The organism is Bacillus sp. ok061 (genome assembly GCF_900108285.1).
GTDB classification, from domain to species: Bacteria; Bacillota; Bacilli; order Bacillales; family Bacillaceae_G; genus Bacillus_A; species Bacillus_A thuringiensis_S.
The window spans coordinates 166,918-191,369 of sequence record NZ_FNUW01000008.1 but is presented as its reverse complement, the minus strand read 5'-3'; the positions used below and the strand labels follow the sequence as shown (position 1 = coordinate 191,369).

The window sequence follows — 24,452 nt, the reverse complement described above, 5'->3', positions numbered from 1 at the left end:
AATTATTTCACCTCAATCGGCTCTTCAACTAATTCCCCGTTAAGAGACCAAGTTTTTGCTTCCGTTACTTTTACTTTCACAAGCTGACCAATTAAAGATTTTGAAGCGACGAAGTTTACAAGTTTATTCGTACGAGTATAACCTGCAAGTACTTCCGGATTATTTTTACTTTCCCCATCAACTAACACTTCTACAATTTGACCTTTATAACGACTATTCTTTTCAATTGCCAACGTATTTACTAGTGTATTTAAGCGTTGAAGACGTTCTTTCTTTACTTCCATCGGTACATTATCTTTCATTTTTGCAGCTGGTGTACCTTCGCGAGGAGAATAAATAAATGTAAAGGCAGTATCAAATCCTACTTCACGATATAACGACATCGTTTCTTCAAATTGCTCATCTGTTTCATTTGGGAAACCAACGATAATATCTGTTGTTAATACTGCATCTGGAATTGCTTCTTTAATTTTTCTTACAAGTTCTAAATAATGCTCACGCGAATATTTACGCGCCATAATTTTCAACATATCTGTACTTCCAGATTGAACTGGTAAATGGATATGTTCTACTAGGTTGCCACCTTTGCCAAGTACTTCAATTAAGTGATCATCGAAATCACGTGGATGGCTCGTTGTAAAACGAATACGGGCTATATCAACTTTACGAAGTTCGTCCATTAAATCACCAAGACCGTATTCTACATCTTCAAAGTCTTTACCATATGCATTTACGTTCTGTCCAAGTAATGTAATTTCTTTATAACCATTCGCAGCTAAGTGACGAATCTCTTGGATAATATCTTCTGGACGTCTACTTCGCTCTTTTCCGCGTGTATACGGTACAATACAATACGTACAGAACTTATCACAGCCATACATAATATTTACCCAAGCTTTAATATCACCACGGCGTACTTTCGGAAGGTTTTCAATTACGTCCCCTTCTTTTGACCAAACTTCAACTACCGTTTCCTTCGAGAACATCGCATCTTTTAGAATGTACGGTAATCTATGAATATTATGCGTTCCAAACACCATATCTACATGCTGATTTTTTTGCATAATTTTATTTACAACAGATTCTTCTTGAGACATACAACCACATACACCAATTAAAAGGTCCGGATTTCTTCGTTTTAATGACTTTAAATGGCCTAGTTCACCAAACACTTTATTTTCAGCATTTTCACGAATCGCACAAGTATTTAATAAAACTACATCTGCATCCTCAGTTGAAAAAGTTGGTTCATATCCAAGCGTTGTGAAAATACCTGCCATTACTTCCGTATCATGCTCATTCATTTGACAACCATATGTACGAATATAGAACTTTCTTCCTGTACCAAAATTACGAAACTCTTCAGGTAAGCCAAAATCCCGTTCAATTTTAACTTCTTCTTTCCCTCGCTTTTTCGCATCCTTTAAGGAAGGTGGTTGATATACACTTTCAAAGTATTTACTATAATCTTTCTCTTCTTTTTTCGTAGAGGAATTTGCTTGTTGACTTGCTAATCGTTGTTGCTCGTTCATCGGTAATCTCCTTTCACCCTTAACTATACACACTCTATAGTCCATTTTAATGCGCTTAGACTCACCTCAAAAATGGTTAGATAGCTTGGAGATAACTTGTCCTTTGAAACTTGAGTAATCAATCTAATCATTCATAAGAATGAAGTCTTCCCCACGCAAATAGACATTCCCTTTTTATTATTTCTTGTTGTCCTACCCAAAAGCATATTGCTTTATCCCTATAAACATTACCATAGTATGACGTGTTTCGCCAATTTTAACAATCCAGAGGCCCTTTATTATCTTACATTTCATAAGCAATGAACTTGCCATTTTCATACAACGATTTACATATTATTTTACCATTCTGAATTTTCTAAGTAAATAAAACTACCCTATATTTTTTGCACATAAAAAAAGGTTACCAAATCGGCAACCTCCTCTTCCTACATTACATAAATTCAGCAACAAGCTCATCAAACATTTTCTGATCCATATTTAAATCAGATTTCACTAAAGGCTCTTCACTATAGCCTTTAACAAGTTCTTGATATGATGGTTGCTTAGTATTTTGATAAATTAAACCTGTTACTAAACCGTTATTTTCCATTAACGTTTGCATAGCCATCATGCGATTAGATGGATCATATCCCTCTACTGTGCTTAGTTTCGTTAAGTTCTCTTTAAACCAATCGTAAGTATTTACTTTATTGTAAGTAACACATGGGCTAAATACGTTAATTAATGAAAATCCTTTATGGTTAATACCAGCTTCAATAATTTGTGTTAATTCTTTTAAATCACTCGAAAAGCTTTGCGCCACAAATGTCGCACCAGCTGTTAAAGCCATTTCCATTACATTTAGTGATGGTTCAATTGAACCTTGTGGTGTGCTTTTCGTTTTAAACCCAGCTTCACTACGTGGTGAAGTTTGCCCTTTTGTTAACCCGTAAATTTGGTTATCCATTACGATGTACGTAATGTCGATATTACGACGAATAGAATGGATTGTATGTCCCATACCAATCGCAAATCCATCACCGTCACCACCTGAAGCGATAACTGTTAAATCACGATTTGCCATTTTCACACCTTGTGCAATCGGAAGGGCACGACCATGAATACTATGCACACCATACGAATTAATATAACCTGAAATACGGCCTGAACAGCCGATACCAGAAATAACAGCAAGTTCATCTGGATTTAAGCCAACGTTAGCTGCCGCACGTTGAATTGCAGCTTGCACCGAGAAGTCTCCGCAACCTGGGCACCAGTTCGGCTTTACACTGTTACGAAAGTCCTTAAATGTTGCCATTTAATACAACCCCTTTTTTGCATTCGTTGTAAATCTCTTTCGGCAAGAATGGGTTTCCATCATATTTTAAAAGACTAGAAATTTTCTCACCATTACCAAGATTCATTTTCATAATGTTAGCAAGCTGACCTGTTGCATTGTTTTCTACTACTACAACACGCTTCGCCTTTTTCACAAGTGGATCGATTTCAGCTGTTGGGAACGGGTGAATTAAACGCACATGAGCATGGTTTACTTTCATACCCTCTTGTTCTAAACGCGTCATTGCCTCTTCGATTGCACCACGAGTTGAGTTAAATCCAACAAGCAATACGTCTGCTTCTTCATGCTTAACATTTTTATAAACAGGGGTATTAAACTTCAAGTTCTCCATTTTACGGAAACGTTTGTCCATTTGATCTTTACGATTTATTGCTGATTCAGATGGTTTCCCAGTTTCATCATGTTCTACACCTGTAACATGGTGAACACCATTTTTCATACCCGGTAAAACACGCGGCGAAACGCCATCTTCTGTTACTTCATAACGCTTGAAGTATGCTTTATTTTCACGTTCTGGTAATTCCGCTTCTAAATCAAGCTTACCACGACGAATTTCCACTTTATCTAATTTAAGTGGTTCTACTGTTTGTTTTCCTAACGAAAGCTGTAAATCTGTTAAGAAAATAACAGGAACTTGATATTCTTCAGATAAGTTAAATGCTTCTACAATGTCATAGAAAGCTTCTTCAACTGTACTTGGCGCCATTACGATTTTTGGAATTTCACCATGCGTACCGTAAATCATCGCCATTAAGTCAGACTGTTCTTGTTTCGTTGGTAATCCCGTACTTGGACCGCCACGTTGTGTATCAACAATTACTAATGGGGTTTCTGTAATACCTGCTAAACCAATTGCTTCCATCATTAATGAAAGACCAGGACCAGCAGATGCAGTTAATGTACGAACACCTGCATAGTTTGCACCGATTGCCATTGTACAAGCTGCGATTTCATCCTCAGTTTGGATTACTGTTCCGCCGACTTTCGGTAATTTTTTAATTAAGTATTCCATAATTTCTGATGCAGGTGTGATTGGGTATGCTGACATAAAACGAGCACCACCAGCTACCGCACCAAATGCGATTGCATCGTTTCCAATCATAAACATGCGTTTTTTACCATCAGCTTTTTCAAGCTGCATCATGTTTACTTTCTCACCTAGTAATTCTTTCATATATTGAGAGCCGCGTTTAATTGCGTCCATATTCTTTTGAACGACTTGCTCTCCTTTACGACCAAAGATTTCTTCAACAACATCTAAATAAGCTGTTTCGTCTAATCCTAATACTGCACTTGATGCTCCAACAGCAACCATGTTTTTCATTAATGATGTGCCTAATTCTGAAGCAATATCTGTAAACGGTATCACATATAGATTTACATCTGTATTATCAGGTATTGTTGGATTAAATTTCGCATCCGCAACTACAATTCCACCTGGACGTAGTTCGTGGAAGTTAAAATCAATTGTTTCTTGGTCAAAAGCAATTAAAATATCTAAATCATCTGAGATCGCTCGTACTTCTGTTGTACTTACACGAATTTTATTATTTGTATGGCCGCCTTTTATACGTGATGAGAAGTGGCGGTAACCGTATAGGTAATATCCTAATCGGTTTAATGCAATACAGAAGATTTCTCCTGTACTTTCAATTCCTTCACCTTGTTGGCCTCCAACTTTCCATGAAAGTTGACTAATCATCTCCTACACCCCTTTTGGCTGCATTCATTGTAGTGTATTTTTTTACAGTAATAGTTTAGCATTTTTTATGCAAATAAACTACAACGGACGCAAATTATGCCTCTTCTGATTTCCCTGAATCTTTAGTATAAAGCTATTTTGTTTTTCATTCTAGTATTAGGTCTTAAAAAAAGCAATAAAATCAAATGAATTATTTTTGATTATTCTGAATTTTAAACCAAAAACTTAAAAACTCATATGTTCAACAAAATTATCATATAAAAATCTTTCTACAGTAGATGCAGCATAGTATTTATAAAGCTCATTCATGACATTTTCATAATCTCCGTAGGCAGATACATTGACAACCGTATCTACAATCCCATCAAAATCTGAACCAAACCCTATATTGTTTTCTCCACCTAGCAAGCAAATATATTCGATATGTTTTACTATATCTGTTATATTTGCTTGTCTTTCACTTGTTAGAAACTGCGGTACAAAAGTAACACCGATTATGCTATTTCTCTGTATAAGCGCTTTAATTTGTTCGTCATTTAAATTGCGTGGATGCTCACACAGTTTATAACAATTTGAGTGGGATGCAATTGGGTTATTTGCAATTTCTATCACATCCCAAAAACTTCTCTCATTTAAATGTGATAGATCCGTCCATAATTGCAAAGTATTCAACTCTTGTACAACTTGTCTACCAACAGTAGTTAAACCTGCTCCACGCGTCTCTAGCGCCCCATCAGCTAACAAATTCGCATAGTTCCATGTTAATCCGAAAGAACGTACACCTAACCGATAAAACAAACGTAATTTCATCGCTTCTTTGCCAATTGCTTCGCACCCTTCTAACGTTAATAGCGCGCCAACCTCGTCTTGTTTTAATCTATTTATATCCTCTTTCGTTCGGATAAATCTCACACCTGGTAGCGATAGAATTTCATTATAAAAAATATCTATCATTTGTAATGCCGCTTCAAATCGTTTTTCATACGTCACTGTTTCTGGCACATATACAGCAAAACATTGTATACTTCCTTTTCTTTCTTTTAACTGTTCAAATGTAATATGTAATTGCGGATCGTTTTTAAAATTCTTTTTTCCCTTTGCACTCCATAACTGAAAGAGCACATCACAATGAGCATCAAAAATTTTCATTTTCATTCCTCCATTATAAAAACAACCTGTTTGCATACTGCAAACAGGTTGTTTAAACTTAACGAGGTTCTACAATTAATTTTATTGCTGTACGCTCTTCGCCATCAATCATAATATCTGTAAACGCTGGGATACAAATCAGGTCCAAACCACTAGGCGCTACAAATCCTCTTGCAATTGCTACTGCCTTTACCGCTTGGTTCAATGCACCTGCACCAATAGCTTGAATTTCTGCTGTTCCGCGTTCGCGAATAACACCTGCAAGTGCACCAGCTACAGAATTAGGGACCGACGTTGCTTTAACTTTTAATATTTCCATTCCGCGTTTCCTCCTCGTTTCTTTAAAAAGTATTAGCAATTATTTCACTTTAACTTATATTCACGAGGAATGGCGCGTATTCCTGCTAAATTTTCGTAATTTATCTAAAAAATTAAAATATAATAACTTATCTAAAATTTAACGGAAATTTACTCAAAAAATGGTTGATCGTCATTAATTAAAATGCGCTCAATTTTCTTTGCTTTTCCTGTATTTGGATCCACATCAATTAACACTGCACTTAATTGCGTTCTACCACTTGTTACTTCAAATCGTACCGGTAAGTTCGTTAAAAACTTCTTCAATACTGCTTCTCGGTCCATACCTAATATTCCATCATATGGCCCTGTCATCCCAACATCTGTAATATATGCCGTTCCGCTTGGTAAAATACGGTTATCCGCTGTAGGGACATGCGTATGCGTACCTACTACTGCTGTAGCACGTCCATCTACATACCAACCTAACGCTTGTTTTTCACTTGTAGTCTCCGCATGGAAATCAATAAAGATAATATTCGTACGTTTTTTCGCAATATTAATTAATTCATCCACTTTACGGAATGGACAATCAATCGGAGGAAGGAAAGTACGCCCCTGTAAGTTAATAACTGCAACTTCTGTTCCATTACAGTTCACAAAGATAAGTCCTTTTCCTGGAGTTCCTTCTGGGAAGTTAGCTGGTCTTGCAAGATATTTTGCATCATCGATGAATTCAAATACTTCACGATTATCCCAAGCATGGTTTCCAAGTGTAACTGCTTGTGCCCCACACTCTAAAAAGTTTCGATATATTTTTTCTGTAATCCCACGGCCACCTGCTGCGTTTTCTCCATTAATGATTGTTACTGTAGGTGTATATTTTTTCTTTAATGCCGGTACGTACTGTTGAATCATACCTCTACCAGGAGATCCTACTACATCCCCAACAAATAATATTCTCATATGTCTTACCCTTTCTATGTACTGCATTTTTTATTGCTGTAGCATCAAGTAAATTCCTTATAATATGTTTATTATAAGTTTGTTTCACTTTTATGCTAAATAACTAACTGTCTTTATTTTATCCAATTCCAACACAAAAAAATAAAGTGGTGTTCACCACTTTATTTTGCGTATTCCACTGCACGTGTTTCACGAATAACAGTTACTTTAATATGTCCTGGGTAATCCAGTTCATTTTCAATACGTTTTCGGATATCACGAGCTAAACGATGAGCTTCTAAGTCATCAATTGTATCTGGTTTTACCAAAATACGAACTTCACGTCCTGCTTGAATTGCAAATGATTTTTCAACGCCTTCATAAGACTCTGAAATCTCTTCTAACTTTTCAAGACGACGAATGTAGTTTTCAAGCGTTTCACTACGAGCTCCCGGTCTTGCAGCTGATAAAGCATCTGCTGCTGCAACTAAAACTGCAATGATAGAAGTTGGTTCTGTGTCACCATGGTGAGATGCGATACTGTTTATAACTACAGGATGCTCTTTATATTTCGTTGCGAGTTCAACACCAATTTCAACGTGGCTACCTTCTACTTCATGGTCAATCGCTTTTCCGATATCATGTAATAGACCAGCACGTCTTGCTAGTTTTTCATCCTCGCCAAGCTCTGCTGCCATAAGTCCAGTTAAATATGCAACTTCCATAGAGTGTTTTAAGACGTTTTGTCCATAACTTGTACGGTATTTTAAACGACCTAAAATTTTAATTAAATCTGGGTGTAATCCGTGAACACCCACTTCAAACGTTGTTTGCTCTCCGACTTCGCGAATATACTCGTCCACTTCACGTCTTGATTTTTCGACCATCTCTTCAATACGCGCTGGGTGAATACGTCCGTCCTGTACTAGTTTATCAAGAGCGATACGAGCTGTTTCACGACGAATTGGATCGAATCCAGAAAGGATTACCGCCTCTGGTGTATCATCGATAATTAAGTCAATACCCGTTAAAGTTTCTAACGTACGAATATTACGACCTTCACGCCCGATAATACGTCCCTTCATTTCGTCATTTGGAAGATTTACAACCGAAACGGTTGTTTCAGCAACATGATCAGCTGCACATCTTTGCATTGCAAGAGATAAAATCTCTTTTGCTTTCTTATCCGCTTCTTCTTTCGCGCGAACTTCACTTTCTTTTACCATAACAGCGATTTCATGAGAAACTTCATTTTCTACTTTACCAAGAATAATTGCTTTCGCTTGTTCGCGTGTCAGATTGGAAATGCGCTCTAATTCTGTTTGTTGCTTTTGAACTAACTCTCCCACTTTGCTTTCCAACTCTTCAATCTGTTGTTGTCTCGCTAAAAGAGAATCCTCTTTCTTCTCTAACTGCTGCTCGCGTTTATCGAGCGTTTCGTCTTTACGATCAAGGTTCTCTTCTTTTTGCATTAAACGATTTTCTTGTTTTTGTAATTCGCTTCTACGGTCACGAATTTCTAATTCAGCTTCTGTACGAAGTGTATGAATTTCATCCTTTGCTTCTAAAAGCGCTTCTTTCTTAAGTGCTTCAGCCTCACGATTCGCTTCGTCTAGAATACGTTTCGCTTCATTAGCCGCACCATTAATCTTCGCTTCAGCAATAGACTTTCGAACAAAAAAGCCAACAACTGCACCGACTGTTGTTGCAAGCAAAATGGAGATGAGTATCCAAACTGTACTACTCATGATTTCACCTCCCCTTGCTATGAATGAAAAAAGACTGTCGGCATGTACATTAAATTACAACATACAGCAAAGACCGTCGTCCCGCTTTTTTAAGGGACTTTCTTCATTTCACAATTAAAATGTCATATTATTATTTCGGTAAGATTTAAACCTTACTCCGAATATTACTTCTCTTCTTGAGAAGAGTATATCGTATATAAGAAAAAATATACATTCTCATTGTATCTATCGTAATTTTCATTGTCAAGCGTTGTCTACTTTTACTTTCTTTACCTTCAGTCCTGAATGTTATCTGAATTTGAAAAATTGATAGCATATTATCCTGGAAAACCTTAGTAAATACCATTTTATTCCCTTAAAACGTATGAATATTCCTCTTTACACATCCCATTTGAGTCAAAAAATATTTTAACCACTACGATAGATGCCCCTTTAATAGAAAGTAAAAAAATAAAAGACACGGGACCCGTGTCTTTTATTTTTTAATCTTGAAGAGTTGAATCTTCCGTGTCTTCCACACCAGAATCTTCACCAATTCCGTGATGATCACGAACAAAGAAGGCAATTTCCTCTCTTAAGTCCGTATTCTCTTTTAAGAATTGCTTCGAATTTTCACGACCTTGTCCTAAACGTTCTTCATTATAAGAATACCAAGCACCGCTCTTTTGAACGATATCAAGCTCAGAAGCCATATCCAAGATTTCACCTTCTCTTGAAATACCTTCTCCGTACATAATATCAACTTCAGCAACACGGAATGGTGGCGCTACTTTATTTTTCACTACTTTTACTTTTGTTTTATTACCAACGATGTCGTTACCTTGCTTTAATTGCTCCGCACGACGCACTTCAAGACGGACAGTTGAATAGAATTTCAACGCACGACCACCTGGAGTTGTTTCTGGCACTATCTATAGATTTTCCATCTCTATAGTCCGGACTATCTCTTCATCTCTTTACAGAGAGCCTTGCACTTCCAGCAGTAGCCTATCATCTGCCGTACCCTACTCAGTTAACTAAAAGTCCTTTTCGGTAGTCTCTACACCTTCCCCATATCACTATGGAGCTTGGCACGGTATTACCCTAAATAATGGTGGGCTTCACCGTTAGCAACTATATGGATAGTTACACCCTTAGGCAATAAGGTTCACAAGGTTTTTTAACATGCTATCACTAGCAAGGGAAACCCATGGTAAACTCCTTAATCTTTTCGATTAAGCAACTTGTAGTTGATTTCCGAACATAACCCCAACTTTTTCACGAATTTGGTTAATAAAGATTGCAATTGTTTTTGATTTGTTGATTGCTCCTGAAAGCTTACGAAGTGCTTGTGACATTAAACGTGCTTGTAAACCTACGTGTGAGTCACCCATGTCGCCTTCAATCTCTGCTTTCGGTACAAGAGCTGCTACAGAGTCAATTACGATAATGTCAACCGCACCACTTCGTACAAGTGCTTCCGCGATTTCTAATCCTTGCTCCCCTGTATCAGGCTGTGATAATAGTAATTCATCTATGTTAACGCCTAATTTTTGTGCATATACAGGATCCATTGCGTGCTCCGCATCGATGAATGCTGCTTGTCCACCTTGACGTTGCACTTCTGCAATTGCATGTAATGAAACTGTCGTTTTACCTGAACTTTCAGGTCCGTAAATTTCGATAATACGGCCACGTGGGTATCCGCCTACCCCTAGTGCCACATCAAGTGCTAAAGAACCACTTGAAATTGTAGAAATTCTACGTTCCGCTTGTTCTCCTAATTTCATAATTGAACCTTTACCGAATTGCTTCTCTATTTGTTTTAACGCCATATCTAATGCCGCTTGACGATCACTCATTCAAAATTCCTCCTTAACTGAATTGCTAATCTTATTATACCTATTTTCAATTCAATTTGCCAACAAAAATCGAACATTTATTCGATTTTTTTATTTTCCATTACATAAATACGGAATTTAACTATAAAAAAAGCTAGAAGAACTTATATCTCTTCTAGCTTTTTATATAAATGATAAAATCCATATTTTGTCGAGCGTTCTCTAATTTGTTGACGACTTCCACTTAAATTAAGAGGAAAGACTGCAGTTTGTTCACCTTTAATCGCCAATCCAACAAATACTGTTCCTGGCTCTTTCTGTTCTGAAGCATCTGGCCCTGCTACCCCAGTGAAACTAATTCCGATATCCGCTTTTAATAAATCCTTAACATTTTCAGCAAGATAACGAGCACATTCTTTACTAACTGCACCATCAGTATGCAACACTTCTTCAGGCACACGTAATACATGTTGCTTCACATCATTATGATAACAAATGACACCGCCTTTAAATACAGAAGAAACACCAGCATTTTCAGTTACTTGATTTCCAAAAAGACCACCTGTTAAACTTTCTGCACATGCTAAAGTTAACCCTTTTCTCTTCAATAACTCGATTGCCTTATAATGCAAAAATTCTTGGTCATATCCGTAGAAAAATTCTCCTACTCTTTCTAAAATCAAATCTTCCACATGTTGAATTAGTTTCTCCGCTTCGCTAACATTTTGATGCTTAGCGGTTAAACGTAATGTCACTTCTCCATCATTTGCTAGCGGGGCGATTGTTGGGTTTGTTTGTCCATCAATTAAATCTTGAACTTTCACCTCTAATTGGGACTCCCCAATACCGAAGAAACGAAGCACACGAGAATAAATGTTTTCTCCTGTTGTAAAATTACGTAAAAAAGGCTCCACGTAACTTACATACATTGGTTTCATTTCTTTTGGCGGCCCTGGTAATAAAATATAAACTTTTCCGTTCTTATTTATCCCCATACCAGGCGCCATACCGTGGTCATTTGCAAATACTGTTGCTCCATTTAAAACGAGCGCTTGCTTTTTATTATTCTCCGTAAATTCACGGCCTGTACGCTTAAAGTAATTACTTATTAAGGCTAATGCCTTTTCATCATACACAAGCTCTTCATCTAAACTAGCCGCTATCGTTTCTTTCGTTAAATCATCTTTTGTCGGTCCTAATCCACCTGTAAAAATAAGTATATCAGCACGTTCTTCCGCAGCTTCAATCGCCTTTTGCAGTCGCTTATTATTATCACCAACAACAGTATGATAGTACACGTTAATTCCAATTAAAGCTAACTTTTCAGATAAAAACTGGGCATTTGTATTTGCAATTTGTCCAAGTAATAATTCAGTTCCAACCGCAATAATCTCAGCATTCATCCCAATTCCCCCATAAACTTCTATTTTGAGTTTACAAAAGCAGCTCTATTTTTCCAGAAATAATCCCATCCTGAAATAACAGTAAAGATTAATGCAATCCATATGAAGATATCAGCAACTGGAATATGGATTAAATTTAAAGGTACATCGTGTAATAAATATGCTGCAATCGCAATAATTTGTGTCCATGTCTTAATTTTCCCTAGCTGATTTGCTGCAACTACTTCCCCTGTTCCAGCAAGTACAAGACGTAAACCCGTTACAGCAAACTCACGACTGATAATTACAATAACAATCCAAGCCGGTACATATTGCATCTCTACCAATGTAATAAGTGCTGCTGAAACAAGTAATTTATCAGCTAACGGGTCAAGAAACTTTCCTAAATTCGTTACAAGATTATACTTTCTTGCGTAATGTCCATCAATCCAATCTGTAGCTGAAGCAATGATAAAGATAAGTGCCCCTACTAAATGTTGAATTGGCAAATCAACATCACCAATTTTGTATGAACCCCAATCAAAGGGCGCTAACATAATTACCATAAAAATTGGAATTAAGAAGATTCTAGATATTGTAATTTTATTTGGTAAATTCACAGCTATTCCTCCATCATATCAAAAACATTTGTTCATCGAAAAAAAGTCATCGAAGCGATGACTGTTATTGTGCAGGTTGCTCTATCCCTTGGTTTTTAATCACCAATCTTTGGTGATATTCTTTTTGTGGATCTAACGGGAAAGCAAGCACTTGGCCATTCAGTTTAATTTCAACATTCGGTGCACTTCCAATATTAAGTCGTACTTCTTTTAATGTTGATACATCGCGTTTCTCTGTTTGACCGCTTTGTACTGTAGTGTTTAGAATTTCGTTACCCGCATCATCCTTAACATCTACATAACTTGCACCCTTCGCTGAAATTTCTAATTCTAACGTTTTATTATTATGAATTTCCAAAGTAGATACCTTACCAGTTGTTCCAACTACTTTCACTTCTTGCTGTCCAGTTGGTGGTGCTGGCTGCTCCTCTTTCTTTGGTTCTTCTTTCTTTGGTTCCTCTTTTTTTTGCTCTTCCGCTTTCGCTTCATCTTTCTTCGTATCTAACGGAGAATCTTTCGCTTTTTGAACTTCAATTTTCTCACTTTGAGCACTCGGAACTTTTTCATCATCTTTTCCAGTTAACGCTTGAAACACAAACCAGATTACGACTCCAACCGCGATTACTAACAGCGCAACTAAGATTTTCGGCATGTGATCTGCAACTGGCCATGATGAAGATTTTTGCATTGTTTCTTGTGTTTTTTGTCCCGTTGATACTTGTGGAACTTCACGCTTTTCAGATTGTGGTATCGTACTCTGATGCTCTACAAGCAGTTCCTCTCCATTTAATCCAACCGCATCTGCGTACTGTTTAATGAATGCACGCGCATAAAAAGCTCCTGGCAATACATCATAATTGCCTTCTTCAATTGCCACTAAATGGCGTTTTTGAATTTTTGTAATCTCATGCAGCTGATCAATAGACAAGCCTTTCGCTTCTCTTGCTTCTTTCAGCTTTTGTCCCAATTCCGTCACTACTAACACCTCAATATTTCTTTAAAAGTCAAACATAGAGAAATTATTTTGCGTACCTTGCTCAATTTCATCTACTAAATTATATTGAATTTCTTCATCATAATCGTTACGCAACTCGATAATATAATCAAAATCATCCAATGTGTATTCTGACTGACTCACAAATACATCAGGATGTTCCACAACTTTCGTTGCAGGCAATCTCATAATTTCACGAACGAGCTGCCAATGTCTTTCGTTGGCACGCTTCGTTGACACAATTCCATCTAGGATGAAAATATTGTCATCGCTATACTCATCTTCAATTAATTGACTACGAACAGTTTGCTTAATAAGAGTAGATGATACAAATAACCACCTTTTATTTGCACAAACACTTGCAGCAACAATGGATTCTGTTTTTCCGACACGAGGCATTCCGCGTATCCCAATTAGTTTATGGCCTTCTTTTTTCATAATTTCTGCCATAAAGTCTACAAGTAAGCCTAATTCATCACGCACAAATCGAAATGTTTTCTTATCATCTGCATCTCGTTGTATGTACCTACCATGCCTAACCGCTAGCTTATCTCTTAGCTTTGGCGGACGATATTTCGTTACCGTTATGTTATCCATCGTATTTAAAATTGATTCAAGTCTAGAGATTTGCTCTTGATTATCACACATAAGAAGTAACCCACGTCGTGCATTATCTACACCATTAATTGTGACAATATTAATGCCGAGCATACCGATTAACGAAGAAACGTCACCAAGCAAGCCAGGTCGGTTTTTATGTATTTCATATTCAAAATACCATTCAATCATCCAAGATCACTCCCCTTGCTTACTTTACACCTACGTACTATATTATATGATTTCACCTTAATAGGGAAGCTAAATGTATAATCTATCCTGTGTAATTATTATACAAAAAAAGTAGAGAGGAGAATCTCCTCTCTACTTTTACTTATGTTGTACAAACTTAACCATTAAGTTTGCAATTGTATGTTGCTCCTGTTCATCAGCAACTTTCCAAAGCTCAGCTAATAATTTCTCTTGGTCATTGCGTCCTTCTACTTCATTAGCAAGGTAGTCGCCAACACGAAATGCCATATCTGATACCGCACCGCCGTCTAAACCTTTTCCTTGCGCTTGCTCTAAACGATCTCCTAAAAAGCTCTTCCACTGATCAAAATTATCTAATACTGACATAATTAAGCACCTCACTATTGAGTAATAAAATCATGCTTAATTTGTGCAACTGTTCATTTTTTATGTAAGAAATTTTTAGCAGTGCCAACCGCCATTCACTCCGATGATTTGTCCAGTTATGTAAGATGCTCCTGGTGATACGAGGAATGAAACTGTTTTTGCTACTTCTTCTGGTAATCCAATTCTACCTAATGGTATATCTTCAGCAATTCCCATTTTATCTTCTTCAGAAAAAACACTTAACATTTCCGTTTCAATTGCTCCTGGTGCTACTGCATTCACACGTAATCCACTTAAAGAAACTTCTTTCGCTAAAGCTTTCACATATGAATTTTGCGCCCCTTTTACCATTGAATAAAGCACTTCACAAGAAGCCCCTATTTGTCCCCATATAGATGAAACAATTACAATATTACCACTTCTCCTCCCGATCATAGGCGGAAGTGCCATTGAAAGTAATTTATATACGTTCTTCACTTGAAGTTCTACCATATAATCCAATTCTTCGTTTGTTACATCTGTTACTAGTCCAAAAATACTCTTCCCAGCCGCGTATACAATAACATCAATAGGATGTTCAATTTGTCTCCACAATTGCTCTGCTCCATCACTAGAAGCCAAATTCGCTTGAACAGGGATAACTTCTCCCCATGCTTTCTGCAATTCCAATACCTTTCCTTCACTGTTATTGTAATGAACATAAACTGTATATCCATCTTGAATTAATTGTTTCGAAATAGCAGAGCCAATCCCTCCACTCCCTCCAGTTACTAACGCATACTTTTTCATAAATTCCCTCTCTTATCTCTACAAGTTCAATTTTCACACAACTAAATAATACCCTCATCTTACAATTTTTCAATGATAAGATGAGGGTATCTTTAAAATGTTATTTTTTCGGTAACACCTGACAAACACTCATTTTTTCTTCTGATAACAATAATTTTGCTACTTCTTGTAAATCTTGAACGGTTAGTCCTTCTAATACAGTCAACGCATCAAATAGGCTAGATTCATTAAACGCATATCGTGTAAATTGATTTGCAATATATTCTGGTGAATTCAACGAGCGTAAAAAACCACCAATTTTCTTTTTCTTCACTCGTTCTAATGCCGCCGCATCTAATTGATCATAATCTGTTTTTAATAAAATATCTTTTAAACGATCTGCCAATTCATCAGGTTGTTTCGTATCACCACCAACCATTGCAAAACCGAAGTTATTTTCTTCTGTATAGTCATACGAGAATGAATCATCAATAAGCCCTTCATTATATAAAGCTTCGTAATGAACAGAACTTTTTCCAAATAAATAATCTAAGAGTAACGTAAGCGCAATTTCTTGTTTTAAAAGCGCTTGCCCTTTTTCTTTTAAATTAGTCGCTTTAATACCAACTAAACATTTCGGTGTTTGCACAGGCATTGAAATAATTTTTTTCTTTTCATTTACCTCATTTGGTTCTTCTTCAAATGAACGCACAATTTCTGGCTGATTTTTATAATCTTTTTTCGCTTGATTTTCACGTACTAAATCCATTGTTTTCTCTGGATCAATTGCACCCACAACAAATAATAACATATTGCTCGGATGATAAAATGTTTCATAACATTCATATAATAAATCTTTCGTAATTTTACTAATAGATTCGATTGTCCCTGCAATATCAATTTTAATTGGGTGTTTTACAAACAAGCTATCAATTAACCCAAAGTACAAACGCCAATCTGGGTTATCTTGATACATTTGAATTTCTTGCCCAATAATCCCCTTCTCTTTTTCAACTGTTTTTTCAGAGAAATAAGGCTCTTGCACGAAGTTTAGCAATGTATTTAAATTTTGTTCTACGTTTGAAGTACATGAAAAAAGGTAAGCTGTTCGTGTGAAGGATGTAAAAGCATTTGCCGATGCTCCTTGTTTACTAAACAATTGGAAAGCATCGTGATCTTCTTTTTCAAATAATTTATGCTCAAGAAAATGTGCAATCCCATCAGGCACACGAATCATTTCTTCTTTCCCTAATGGTACAAATGTATTATCTACTGAACCATATTTCGTCGTAAACGTCGCAAATGTTTTATTAAATCCTTGTTTCGGTAAAACATATACATCTAATCCATTAGGAAGTTTTTCATAATAGAGTGTTTCTTTTAATTGCTCATAAACAATTTTCTCCATTTACTCTCCCTCCGTTCCTTGTAAAAAGTAAATTGTATCTAGTTCAATATTTTTAGCAACTTTTACAATTTCTTCTTTTGTCACACTTTCTATACCTGTAAGCCATTCTTCAACTGGACGTGTACGATCTGAAATAATACCATGATATAGCATTTCTACAAATCCACGCGGTGTATCAATCGCCTCTAATATTTGATTTTGGATGACACTTTTTGTTTGATGTATTTCTTCTTCAGAAAACTCTCCGTTTTGCATCGCAAGCATTTGTTCTTTAATAATCTCAACTGCTTTTTCATAATTTTTCGCTTCGATTCCTGACATAACAAATAATAAACCTTTATGACTTTCAAAGCGCGATGCTGCATAGTACGCTAAACTATTTTTTTCACGCACATTTACGAATAACTTCGAATGAGAAAAACCACCAAACAATCCATTGAACAATTGCAATGCAAAATAATCTTCATCTTTATATGTGACAAATGTACGATAACCGATGTGTAATTTACTTTGTTTTAATTCTTGTTTTTCAACAACTTCTTTTTCTTCATTATTTCGTCTATGAAGGAGTACATTTCTTTCTCTCACTGGACGAGCTGAAACAGAAAAATATTTACTTACAAGATCAACGGCGTTTTCTGAAATATCACCAATAATATATAGATCCATTTCATCTTCCGCTAACACCTTTTGATAATATTGATACAGACTTTCATTTGTAATAGACGTAACACTCTCTTTTTTTCCATTTGCACTTAAACGATACGGTTCTACTTTGCACATTTCTTCAATTAAACGCTCGTTTGCATAACGCATTTTATCATCATAAGTAGCTTCAATTCTCTGTAACAGTGCTCTTTTTTCACTTTCTACGATAGAAGATAGGAAACCGTTCCCCTCCGTTGCTGGATGTAACACAATATCAGACAACATAGAAAGCGCTTTTTCAAATAACGGTGGTGCATCATGTAAATAAACTTCATTTGCAATGTCTACATAAATGGAGATAATATGGTCTTCCCCTTTTTTACTTACATCTACCGCTAAAGAAGACCCGTATAATTCTTCTAAATATTGACGAAGACGAATTACAGAAGGTAATTTTTCTGTCGCACTTTGCAATACGTATGGCAATAGGGCACGCTCTGTCACCGTCTCCTCATTTAAAGGCGCTTTAAAACGAAATACAAAGGTATTCGTTTTATATTTATCAGTCGGAATAATATGTACGCGCAAACCACCTAACTCATGTAGTTGTTGTTCCATTAGTTTCATTTATAGCCCTCCTTTACGTATATAGGAATATTCCTCTTCAATATACAGTTTTTAGAAATAAAAAATCAACTTTTCTCCCTTATTATGCTTACATATGTTTCTTTCTAAAAACTTTAATATGTAAGGAACATAGTAAAATTCCGTATTAAATATATTCTATGTAAAAAAGCCCACACTAATGTGCGAGCTTTTTTATACTTATAAAATACTTATCGTTTTCCTTTTTCATAAGGAGTTCCTAATGCTTTCGGAGCTTCAGAACGACCTACAAAACCAACAAGCGCTAATATTGTGAATACATATGGTAATATCGTTAATAAAACACTTGGAATTTGATCTAATACAGGAATTGTTCCGCCCGTTACACTAAGAGATTGCGCAAAACCAAAGAATAGAGCTGCACCTAGTGCGCCTAGTGGATTCCACTTTCCAAAAATCATAGCAGCTAAAGCTAAGAAACCTTGTCCTGTAATAGTTGCCCCTGAGAAGTTATTAGAAATTGACATTGCAAAAATCGCTCCACCAATTCCAGCAAACACTCCTGAAATACAGACTCCAATATAGCGCATTTTATATACGTTAATCCCCATCGTATCCGCTGCCATTGGGTGTTCACCAACAGCACGTAGACGAAGACCGAACGGTGTTTTATAAATAACATACCAAACAACAAATGCTAAAATAATGGCAATATACGACGTTATTGGTACGTTCGAGAAAAATATTTTCCCTAAAACCGGAATATCCGAAAGGCCTGGAATATCAATCTTTTCAATACGATACTGAATAAAGTCAGTCTGCCCTTTATCAAAAATCTTCTTAATTGCAAATACCGTTAAACCAAGAGATAAGAAGTTAATTGCTACACCACTTACAACTTGATCTGCTCGGAATGTAATAGAAGCTACCGCATGAAGTAATGCAAATAATCCACTACCAATTGCCGCAAATAATAACGCAATCCACGGGGTCATCGTTCCCCAAGTATCACCCATTAATAAGTTTGTAACAACTCCAATAAATGCACCAAATAGCATTAATCCTTCTAATCCGATATTTACAACACCCGATCGTTCACTAAATACTCCACCTAGTGCTGTGAAAATGATAGGTGCCGATGTATATAACGTACCCGTCACAAGAATGGCTAATATATCTAAAAAGCTCATTTATTTCCCCTCCTTGCTCATGCGTGTAAGCGCCCATCTTAACACATAACTACATGCAACAAAGAAGATGATACATGCAATAATTACATTAATAAGCTCTGATGGTACATCTGCCTCAAAGTTCATTTGAGGGGAAGCACTTTTCAAACCACCAAATAATAAAGCTGAAAGGATTATCCCAAACGGATTATTCCCTCCAAGTAATGCTACGGCAATCCCATCAAATCCTACTCCTGTAAACGAAGACATCGCTGTCATACTCTGGAATGTTCCTAATCCTTCCATCGCTCCACCAATCCCCGCAAATGCACCAGCAATTGTCATGGAGAATACTACATTACGAGAAACTTTCATACCTGCATATTGAGAAGCATGCTGATTAAATCCTACCGACTTTAATTCGTAACCTAAAGTTGTTCTATCTAATAAGAACCACATTAAAATAGCGATTAAAATTGCTACAATAATTCCCCAGTGAAGACGCGAACCATCAGTAATGCTAGCAAGCCAGTCTGAAGATAGTGACGCACTCTCTTTAATATCATACGTTTTGTCATTACCCGCATGTAAGAAACGCTTAATAATGTCATATGTTACATACAACGCGATATAGTTCATCATAATGGTTACAATAACTTCATTCACTTGAAACTTCCCTTTTAAATATCCCGGAATGAAGCCCCAAATTCCGCCCACCAATGCTGCAAATAAAATAGATAATGGAATATGAAGGAAAGCTGGTAGTGAAACTGCATAACCGAACCAAACCGCTGCAAGCCAACCAACTAGCAATTGACCCTCTACCCCGATATTAAATAAACCTGTACGAAATGCAAACGCCACTGATAAACCAGCAAGAATAAGCGGTATCATTGTACGAAGCGTTTCACCAATCGCACTTGCGCTGCCGAACATCCCTGTCCAAAGTGCACTATAACCTACAATTGGATCATAACCACTAACTAACATTACAATCGCTCCGACAAGTAAGCCAAAAATAACGGATAGTACTGGGACTAAAATATTTATCGTTCGTTCTGTTAAAAGTTTTTTAGCCATTTGTACCCACCTGCTCCTTCTTTGTTCCTCCAGCCATTAACAATCCAAGCTGTTGTTCATTCGTTTCTTTCGCATCAACTATTGCTACAATTTTCCCTTCATAAATAACAGCAATTCGATCGCTAACATTTAAGATTTCATCTAACTCTAGTGATAAAAGTAATACACCTTTCCCTTTATCCCTTTGCTCTATTAATCTCTTATGAATAAATTCAATTGCTCCTACATCTAAACCACGTGTTGGCTGTGCTGCGATTAATAAATCTGGATCACGGTCTACTTCACGTGCAATAATTGCTTTTTGTTGATTTCCCCCAGATAGAGCGCGTGCTAAAGTTTGCTCACTAGGTGTACGTACATCAAACTGTTCAATAAGAGCCTTTGCTTTTTCTGTAATTTTGCTGAAATTTAAAATCCCTTTCTTTGAAAACGGATTCTTATAGTACGTTTGCAGAACTATATTATCTCTAACAGAAAAATCAAGGACGAGTCCGTGTTTATGACGATCTTCTGGAATATGACCAATTCCTTCTTCTGTTATTCTTCTAACAGGCCAATTTGTTATTTCTTTCCCTTTAATTGCAATAGAACCTGACTCAACTTTTCGTAAACCAGTAATTGCTTCTATTAATTCACTTTGTCCATTTCCATCAATCCCTGCAATCCCAACAATTTCCCCCGCACGAACAGTTAAGTCAAGGCCTTTTACAGCAGGTAGTTGACGTGCATCGTGAACAACAAGATTTGCAATTGAAAGTACCTCTTCTTTTGGTTTCGCGTCTATTTTTTCTGTTTTAAAATTCACTTGACGTCCGACCATTAATTCTGCAAGTTTATTTTCATCCGTATTTGCAACGTCAACCGTTCCAATTCCTTTTCCTTTACGAATAATCGTACAACGATCGCAAACTTCCATAATTTCTTTCAACTTATGTGTAATAAGAACAATAGATTTTCCTTCTTGCACAAGCTTTTTCATAATTTGAATTAGCTCATGAATTTCTTGTGGTGTTAACACAGCTGTCGGTTCATCAAATATTAAAATTTCTGCACCGCGGTAAAGAGTTTTCAAAATCTCAACACGCTGTTGCATACCCACTGAAATATCCTGTATTTTCGCATATGGATCTACAGCTAAACCGTATTGTTCAGACAATTTTTGAATTTCTTTAGCAGCTTCCTCAACAGCAATTTTCCCTTTTTTCCTCGGTTCATTTCCGAGAATAATATTCTCTGTAACTGTAAAATTATGAACAAGCATAAAGTGCTGATGAACCATTCCAATACCAAGGTCATTTGCCACATTCGGATTGGTAATATTTACAGACTTCCCTTTAATTTTAATTTCACCTTGTTCTGGTTGGTACAAACCAAATAGTACATTCATCAATGTGGATTTCCCTGCACCATTTTCTCCAAGTAAAGCATGTATCTCACCCTGCTTTACTTGCAGCGTAATATCATCATTCGCTACAATGCCTGGGAATACTTTCGTAATATTATTCATCTCAATTACGTATTCCATTGTGTTCCTCCTTTTAACAGGGAACATTCCCTATTACACTATTAACTTATTAAGCATTTTGGAAGTTTTATACATACAAAGGTTAGTTCTATGAACTAACCTTTGCTATTTCTCTATTTATTTTTTTAGAGAAGCTTCGTATTCTTTATACTCTTTATCTGTAGCTGGCACTTTAATTTCACCGGCTGTAATTTTCTTTTCAAGCTCTTCTACTTTTGTTAAAATTTCAGGGTTAACTTTTTTCACGTTATCAGTTGTTTTTGAAATACCAATGCCGTCATCTTTTAAGCCAAACTCTTCTACTTTACCGCCTTTTAACTTACCGTCTTTCGCTTCTTGCGCTACTTTTTCAACAGCGATATCTACACGTTTTACCATTGAAGTTAATGTGACGTTTTCAGGCATACCTTCTTGGTTTTGATCACGGTCAACACCGATTACCCAAACATTTTCACCTTTTTTCTTACGGTTTTTCGCTTCAGTGAATACACCGTTACCTGTACCACCAGCAGCATGATAAATTACGTCTACGCCTTGACCATACATTGCTGATGCAAGAACTGTACCTTTTTCAGGTTTATCGAATGCTTCTGCATATTCAGATACGATTTCAATGTTTGGATTTACTGCTTTTGCACCCGCTTTAAATCCATTTTCGAATTTACTAATTAAATCACTCTTCATCCCACCAACAAATCCTACTTTATTCGATTTTGTTGACATAGCTGCTACCGCACCTACAAGGAATGATCCTTCATGATCTTTAAATGTAATGCTCGTTACGTTTGGTGCATCTACTACAGTATCAACGATTGCAAATTGTTGTTTTGGAGATTCTTTTGCTACTTCTTTAATTGCACCTTCTAATTTATAACCAATTCCAAAAGATAAATCATACTTATCTTTTGAAAATTTCTTTAAGTTTGGAATATAATCCGCTTCTTTTTCAGACTGTAGGTAACGATAATTTGTCTTTTCCTTTAATCCGTTATCTTTACCAAACTTTTTTAGTCCTTCCCAAGACGATTGGTTGAACGATTTGTCATCAACGCCCCCAACATCCGTTACCATACCGACCTTGAAGTCTTTCGTGTCTTTCTTGTCACTGCTTGCCTTATCCGAGTTACCACATGCACCTAAAACTGTACTTGCTGCTAATGTTAATGATAATAAAAGACCTGCTTTTTTCTTCATACTAGAAACCCCTCCAAAAATGATATATATTTTTTTATTCTTTCGCTGCTGTCCCTTACTTCTTGCTGTCACCTCCCTAAAAAGGAACTTACCTACATACGCTTTCTTAATACGTGGAAGCTAAACTTATCAGCTCTAAAGTAATTGATAGAATATAAGATTGGCTCATCATTTTGATCATAGTGCATTTGTTTTAATACAAGCAGTGCTGTTTCAGGCTCACATTCTAAAATCGGTGAGATTTTAGGGTGATAGCCAATTGGCTCAATGTGAGCAACCGCATATGTTATGCGCTTATGCGTGTTATTATGTATCACCGTTAATAATGACTCCTCATTGTAACCCGATAAATCTGGCAATATTTCTTTTGCAAGTTTATCGATACAATATACAACAGGTTCCCCATCTGCTGTACGCACGCGTTCAATCATTACTGCATTGAAACCATCTTCACTATTAAACTTCTCTTTTTCCTCTTCTGTTAAAGTTGTAGTAGATGATGATAAAAAGATCGTTCCTGGTGTTTTCCCCACACTAGAAATCATATCTGTAATACTAGAAAGTTGTTCTATTCCAGAAGAAAATAATGGCTTTGCATTTACAAATGTCCCTACACCATGTCTACGAATGACAACATTTTCTTCTTCTAAAATACGTAACGCTTCCCTTAAAGTCGCTCTACTTACGCCAAGTTCTTTCGCTAAATCAAACTCTGATGGTAACTTTTGTCGTTCTTTATAAGCCCCATCTTTAATTTTTTCTTTGATGTGATCAATCACCCGTAAATATAGGTGACGACTATCGGATTTTACTGACATAAGACTCCCCCGCATTTCAATTATTCGACCTCTGATGTAAGACTTCTTTTCTCTTTTTTCAACTTACAACATAGTACAAATGACTAACCACTAAAAATAAGCGCAATTGTCGAATAAATAATAATAATTTTTTAAAATGAAATTTTCACTCTTTACTGTATAAAAAAAACTTTGCACCATAAACATTCCTCATTTCGAGAAAAAGTTCGGCACAAAGATCCTTTACATCCTTTGTTACACACTTTTCCCCTCATAGTCTAGCAATTCATGGTTGCCAGGTAGAAACTTATGGACCTTATCTCCAAGATTATATGAGGCAGTGATTCTTTTCGAAGTAATCTTACCACTTGCTCTCATACGTGTCAACAAAATCCAACATTTTTCTGCATTAAATATCGAACATTTACATAAAACATACTCAAAGTATTCGTATTCTAAAGAGACCTTATAAATGTAAGCCCTTTCTTTATTGCTGAGTATAGTATATAACAAAAACACTATATAAAAAAGCCTAATTGTAAAAACAATTAGG

At 36.3% G+C, this 24,452-nt stretch carries 20 protein-coding genes, 2 pseudogenes and 1 riboswitch; all 22 genes and pseudogenes read right to left on the bottom strand.

The features are described 5' to 3' along the window. Positions 1-2 precede the first annotated feature (2 nt). Positions 3-1,532 (bottom strand): tRNA (N6-isopentenyl adenosine(37)-C2)-methylthiotransferase MiaB, encoded by a 1,530-nt coding sequence (gene miaB / locus C4S65_RS13785; protein WP_001005392.1) that lies wholly within the window; start codon positions 1,530-1,532, stop codon positions 3-5. A 430-nt stretch (positions 1,533-1,962) separates the two neighbouring features. After that, positions 1,963-2,829, bottom strand: a complete 867-nt coding sequence (locus C4S65_RS13780; protein WP_000190155.1) for a 2-oxoacid:ferredoxin oxidoreductase subunit beta — start codon at positions 2,827-2,829, stop codon at positions 1,963-1,965. Continuing rightward, the gene (locus C4S65_RS13775) at positions 2,816-4,573 is read right to left on the bottom strand and encodes a 2-oxoacid:acceptor oxidoreductase subunit alpha (protein ID WP_000625417.1); all 1,758 of its coding nucleotides are present in this window, start codon (positions 4,571-4,573) and stop codon (positions 2,816-2,818) included. Before C4S65_RS13775 ends, C4S65_RS13780 begins: the two co-directional genes overlap by 14 nt. A gap of 225 nt (positions 4,574-4,798) precedes the next feature. Then, positions 4,799-5,758 (bottom strand): dipeptidase, encoded by a 960-nt coding sequence (locus C4S65_RS13770; RefSeq protein ID WP_176281150.1) that lies wholly within the window; start codon positions 5,756-5,758, stop codon positions 4,799-4,801. Positions 5,759-5,780: 22 nt separating this feature from the next. Continuing rightward, positions 5,781-6,041: a stage V sporulation protein SpoVS gene (gene spoVS / locus C4S65_RS13765; RefSeq protein WP_000404341.1), complete on the bottom strand. Its 261-nt coding sequence runs from the start codon at positions 6,039-6,041 to the stop codon at positions 5,781-5,783. 149 nt (positions 6,042-6,190) lie between these two features. Continuing rightward, the gene (locus tag C4S65_RS13760) at positions 6,191-6,985 is read right to left on the bottom strand and encodes a TIGR00282 family metallophosphoesterase (RefSeq protein WP_001221092.1); all 795 of its coding nucleotides are present in this window, start codon (positions 6,983-6,985) and stop codon (positions 6,191-6,193) included. Between the two features lie 161 nt (positions 6,986-7,146). After that, positions 7,147-8,712, bottom strand: coding sequence for a ribonuclease Y (gene rny, locus C4S65_RS13755; protein WP_086407581.1), 1,566 nt, complete (start codon positions 8,710-8,712; stop codon positions 7,147-7,149). Positions 8,713-9,194: 482 nt separating this feature from the next. Then, positions 9,195-9,617: pseudogene (locus C4S65_RS13745) on the bottom strand (recombinase RecA); the annotation flags it as partial. A 327-nt stretch (positions 9,618-9,944) separates the two neighbouring features. After that, positions 9,945-10,553: pseudogene (gene recA, locus C4S65_RS13740) on the bottom strand (recombinase RecA); the annotation flags it as partial. A 143-nt stretch (positions 10,554-10,696) separates the two neighbouring features. Further along, entirely contained in the window at positions 10,697-11,935 is a 1,239-nt protein-coding gene (locus tag C4S65_RS13735; protein WP_000990682.1) for a competence/damage-inducible protein A, read from the bottom strand. Between the two features lie 20 nt (positions 11,936-11,955). After that, on the bottom strand, positions 11,956-12,534 hold the full coding sequence (gene pgsA / locus C4S65_RS13730) for a CDP-diacylglycerol--glycerol-3-phosphate 3-phosphatidyltransferase (RefSeq protein WP_001052967.1): 579 nt from the start codon (positions 12,532-12,534) through the stop codon (positions 11,956-11,958). A gap of 64 nt (positions 12,535-12,598) precedes the next feature. After that, positions 12,599-13,510: a RodZ domain-containing protein gene (locus C4S65_RS13725; RefSeq protein WP_086407583.1), complete on the bottom strand. Its 912-nt coding sequence runs from the start codon at positions 13,508-13,510 to the stop codon at positions 12,599-12,601. A gap of 21 nt (positions 13,511-13,531) precedes the next feature. After that, positions 13,532-14,317 carry a DUF3388 domain-containing protein gene (locus C4S65_RS13720; RefSeq protein ID WP_000574107.1) on the bottom strand — a complete coding sequence of 262 codons (786 nt, stop codon included), beginning with the start codon at positions 14,315-14,317 and terminating at the stop codon, positions 13,532-13,534. A 138-nt stretch (positions 14,318-14,455) separates the two neighbouring features. Then, the gene (locus C4S65_RS13715) at positions 14,456-14,704 is read right to left on the bottom strand and encodes a DUF3243 domain-containing protein (protein ID WP_000114444.1); all 249 of its coding nucleotides are present in this window, start codon (positions 14,702-14,704) and stop codon (positions 14,456-14,458) included. Positions 14,705-14,779: 75 nt separating this feature from the next. Further along, positions 14,780-15,493 carry an SDR family oxidoreductase gene (locus tag C4S65_RS13710; protein ID WP_000759627.1) on the bottom strand — a complete coding sequence of 238 codons (714 nt, stop codon included), beginning with the start codon at positions 15,491-15,493 and terminating at the stop codon, positions 14,780-14,782. A 100-nt stretch (positions 15,494-15,593) separates the two neighbouring features. Beyond that, positions 15,594-16,880, bottom strand: coding sequence for a pitrilysin family protein (locus C4S65_RS13705; RefSeq protein ID WP_000411973.1), 1,287 nt, complete (start codon positions 16,878-16,880; stop codon positions 15,594-15,596). Then, on the bottom strand, positions 16,881-18,155 hold the full coding sequence (locus C4S65_RS13700; RefSeq protein WP_086407584.1) for a pitrilysin family protein: 1,275 nt from the start codon (positions 18,153-18,155) through the stop codon (positions 16,881-16,883). A 209-nt stretch (positions 18,156-18,364) separates the two neighbouring features. Further along, the gene (locus C4S65_RS13695) at positions 18,365-19,324 is read right to left on the bottom strand and encodes an ABC transporter permease (protein ID WP_000008857.1); all 960 of its coding nucleotides are present in this window, start codon (positions 19,322-19,324) and stop codon (positions 18,365-18,367) included. Next, positions 19,325-20,383, bottom strand: a complete 1,059-nt coding sequence (locus C4S65_RS13690; RefSeq protein ID WP_001085254.1) for an ABC transporter permease — start codon at positions 20,381-20,383, stop codon at positions 19,325-19,327. It abuts the gene before it with no gap. After that, on the bottom strand, positions 20,376-21,908 hold the full coding sequence (locus C4S65_RS13685) for an ABC transporter ATP-binding protein (RefSeq protein ID WP_000456928.1): 1,533 nt from the start codon (positions 21,906-21,908) through the stop codon (positions 20,376-20,378). The genes C4S65_RS13690 and C4S65_RS13685 overlap by 8 nt, the downstream gene beginning before the upstream one ends. A 117-nt stretch (positions 21,909-22,025) precedes the next feature. Next, the gene (locus C4S65_RS13680; RefSeq protein WP_000725768.1) at positions 22,026-23,102 is read right to left on the bottom strand and encodes a BMP family protein; all 1,077 of its coding nucleotides are present in this window, start codon (positions 23,100-23,102) and stop codon (positions 22,026-22,028) included. Between the two features lie 92 nt (positions 23,103-23,194). Beyond that, positions 23,195-23,920 carry a GntR family transcriptional regulator gene (locus tag C4S65_RS13675; RefSeq protein ID WP_000114182.1) on the bottom strand — a complete coding sequence of 242 codons (726 nt, stop codon included), beginning with the start codon at positions 23,918-23,920 and terminating at the stop codon, positions 23,195-23,197. Positions 23,921-24,153: 233 nt separating this feature from the next. Further along, positions 24,154-24,255: riboswitch (purine riboswitch) on the bottom strand. Positions 24,256-24,452: the final 197 nt, after the last annotated feature.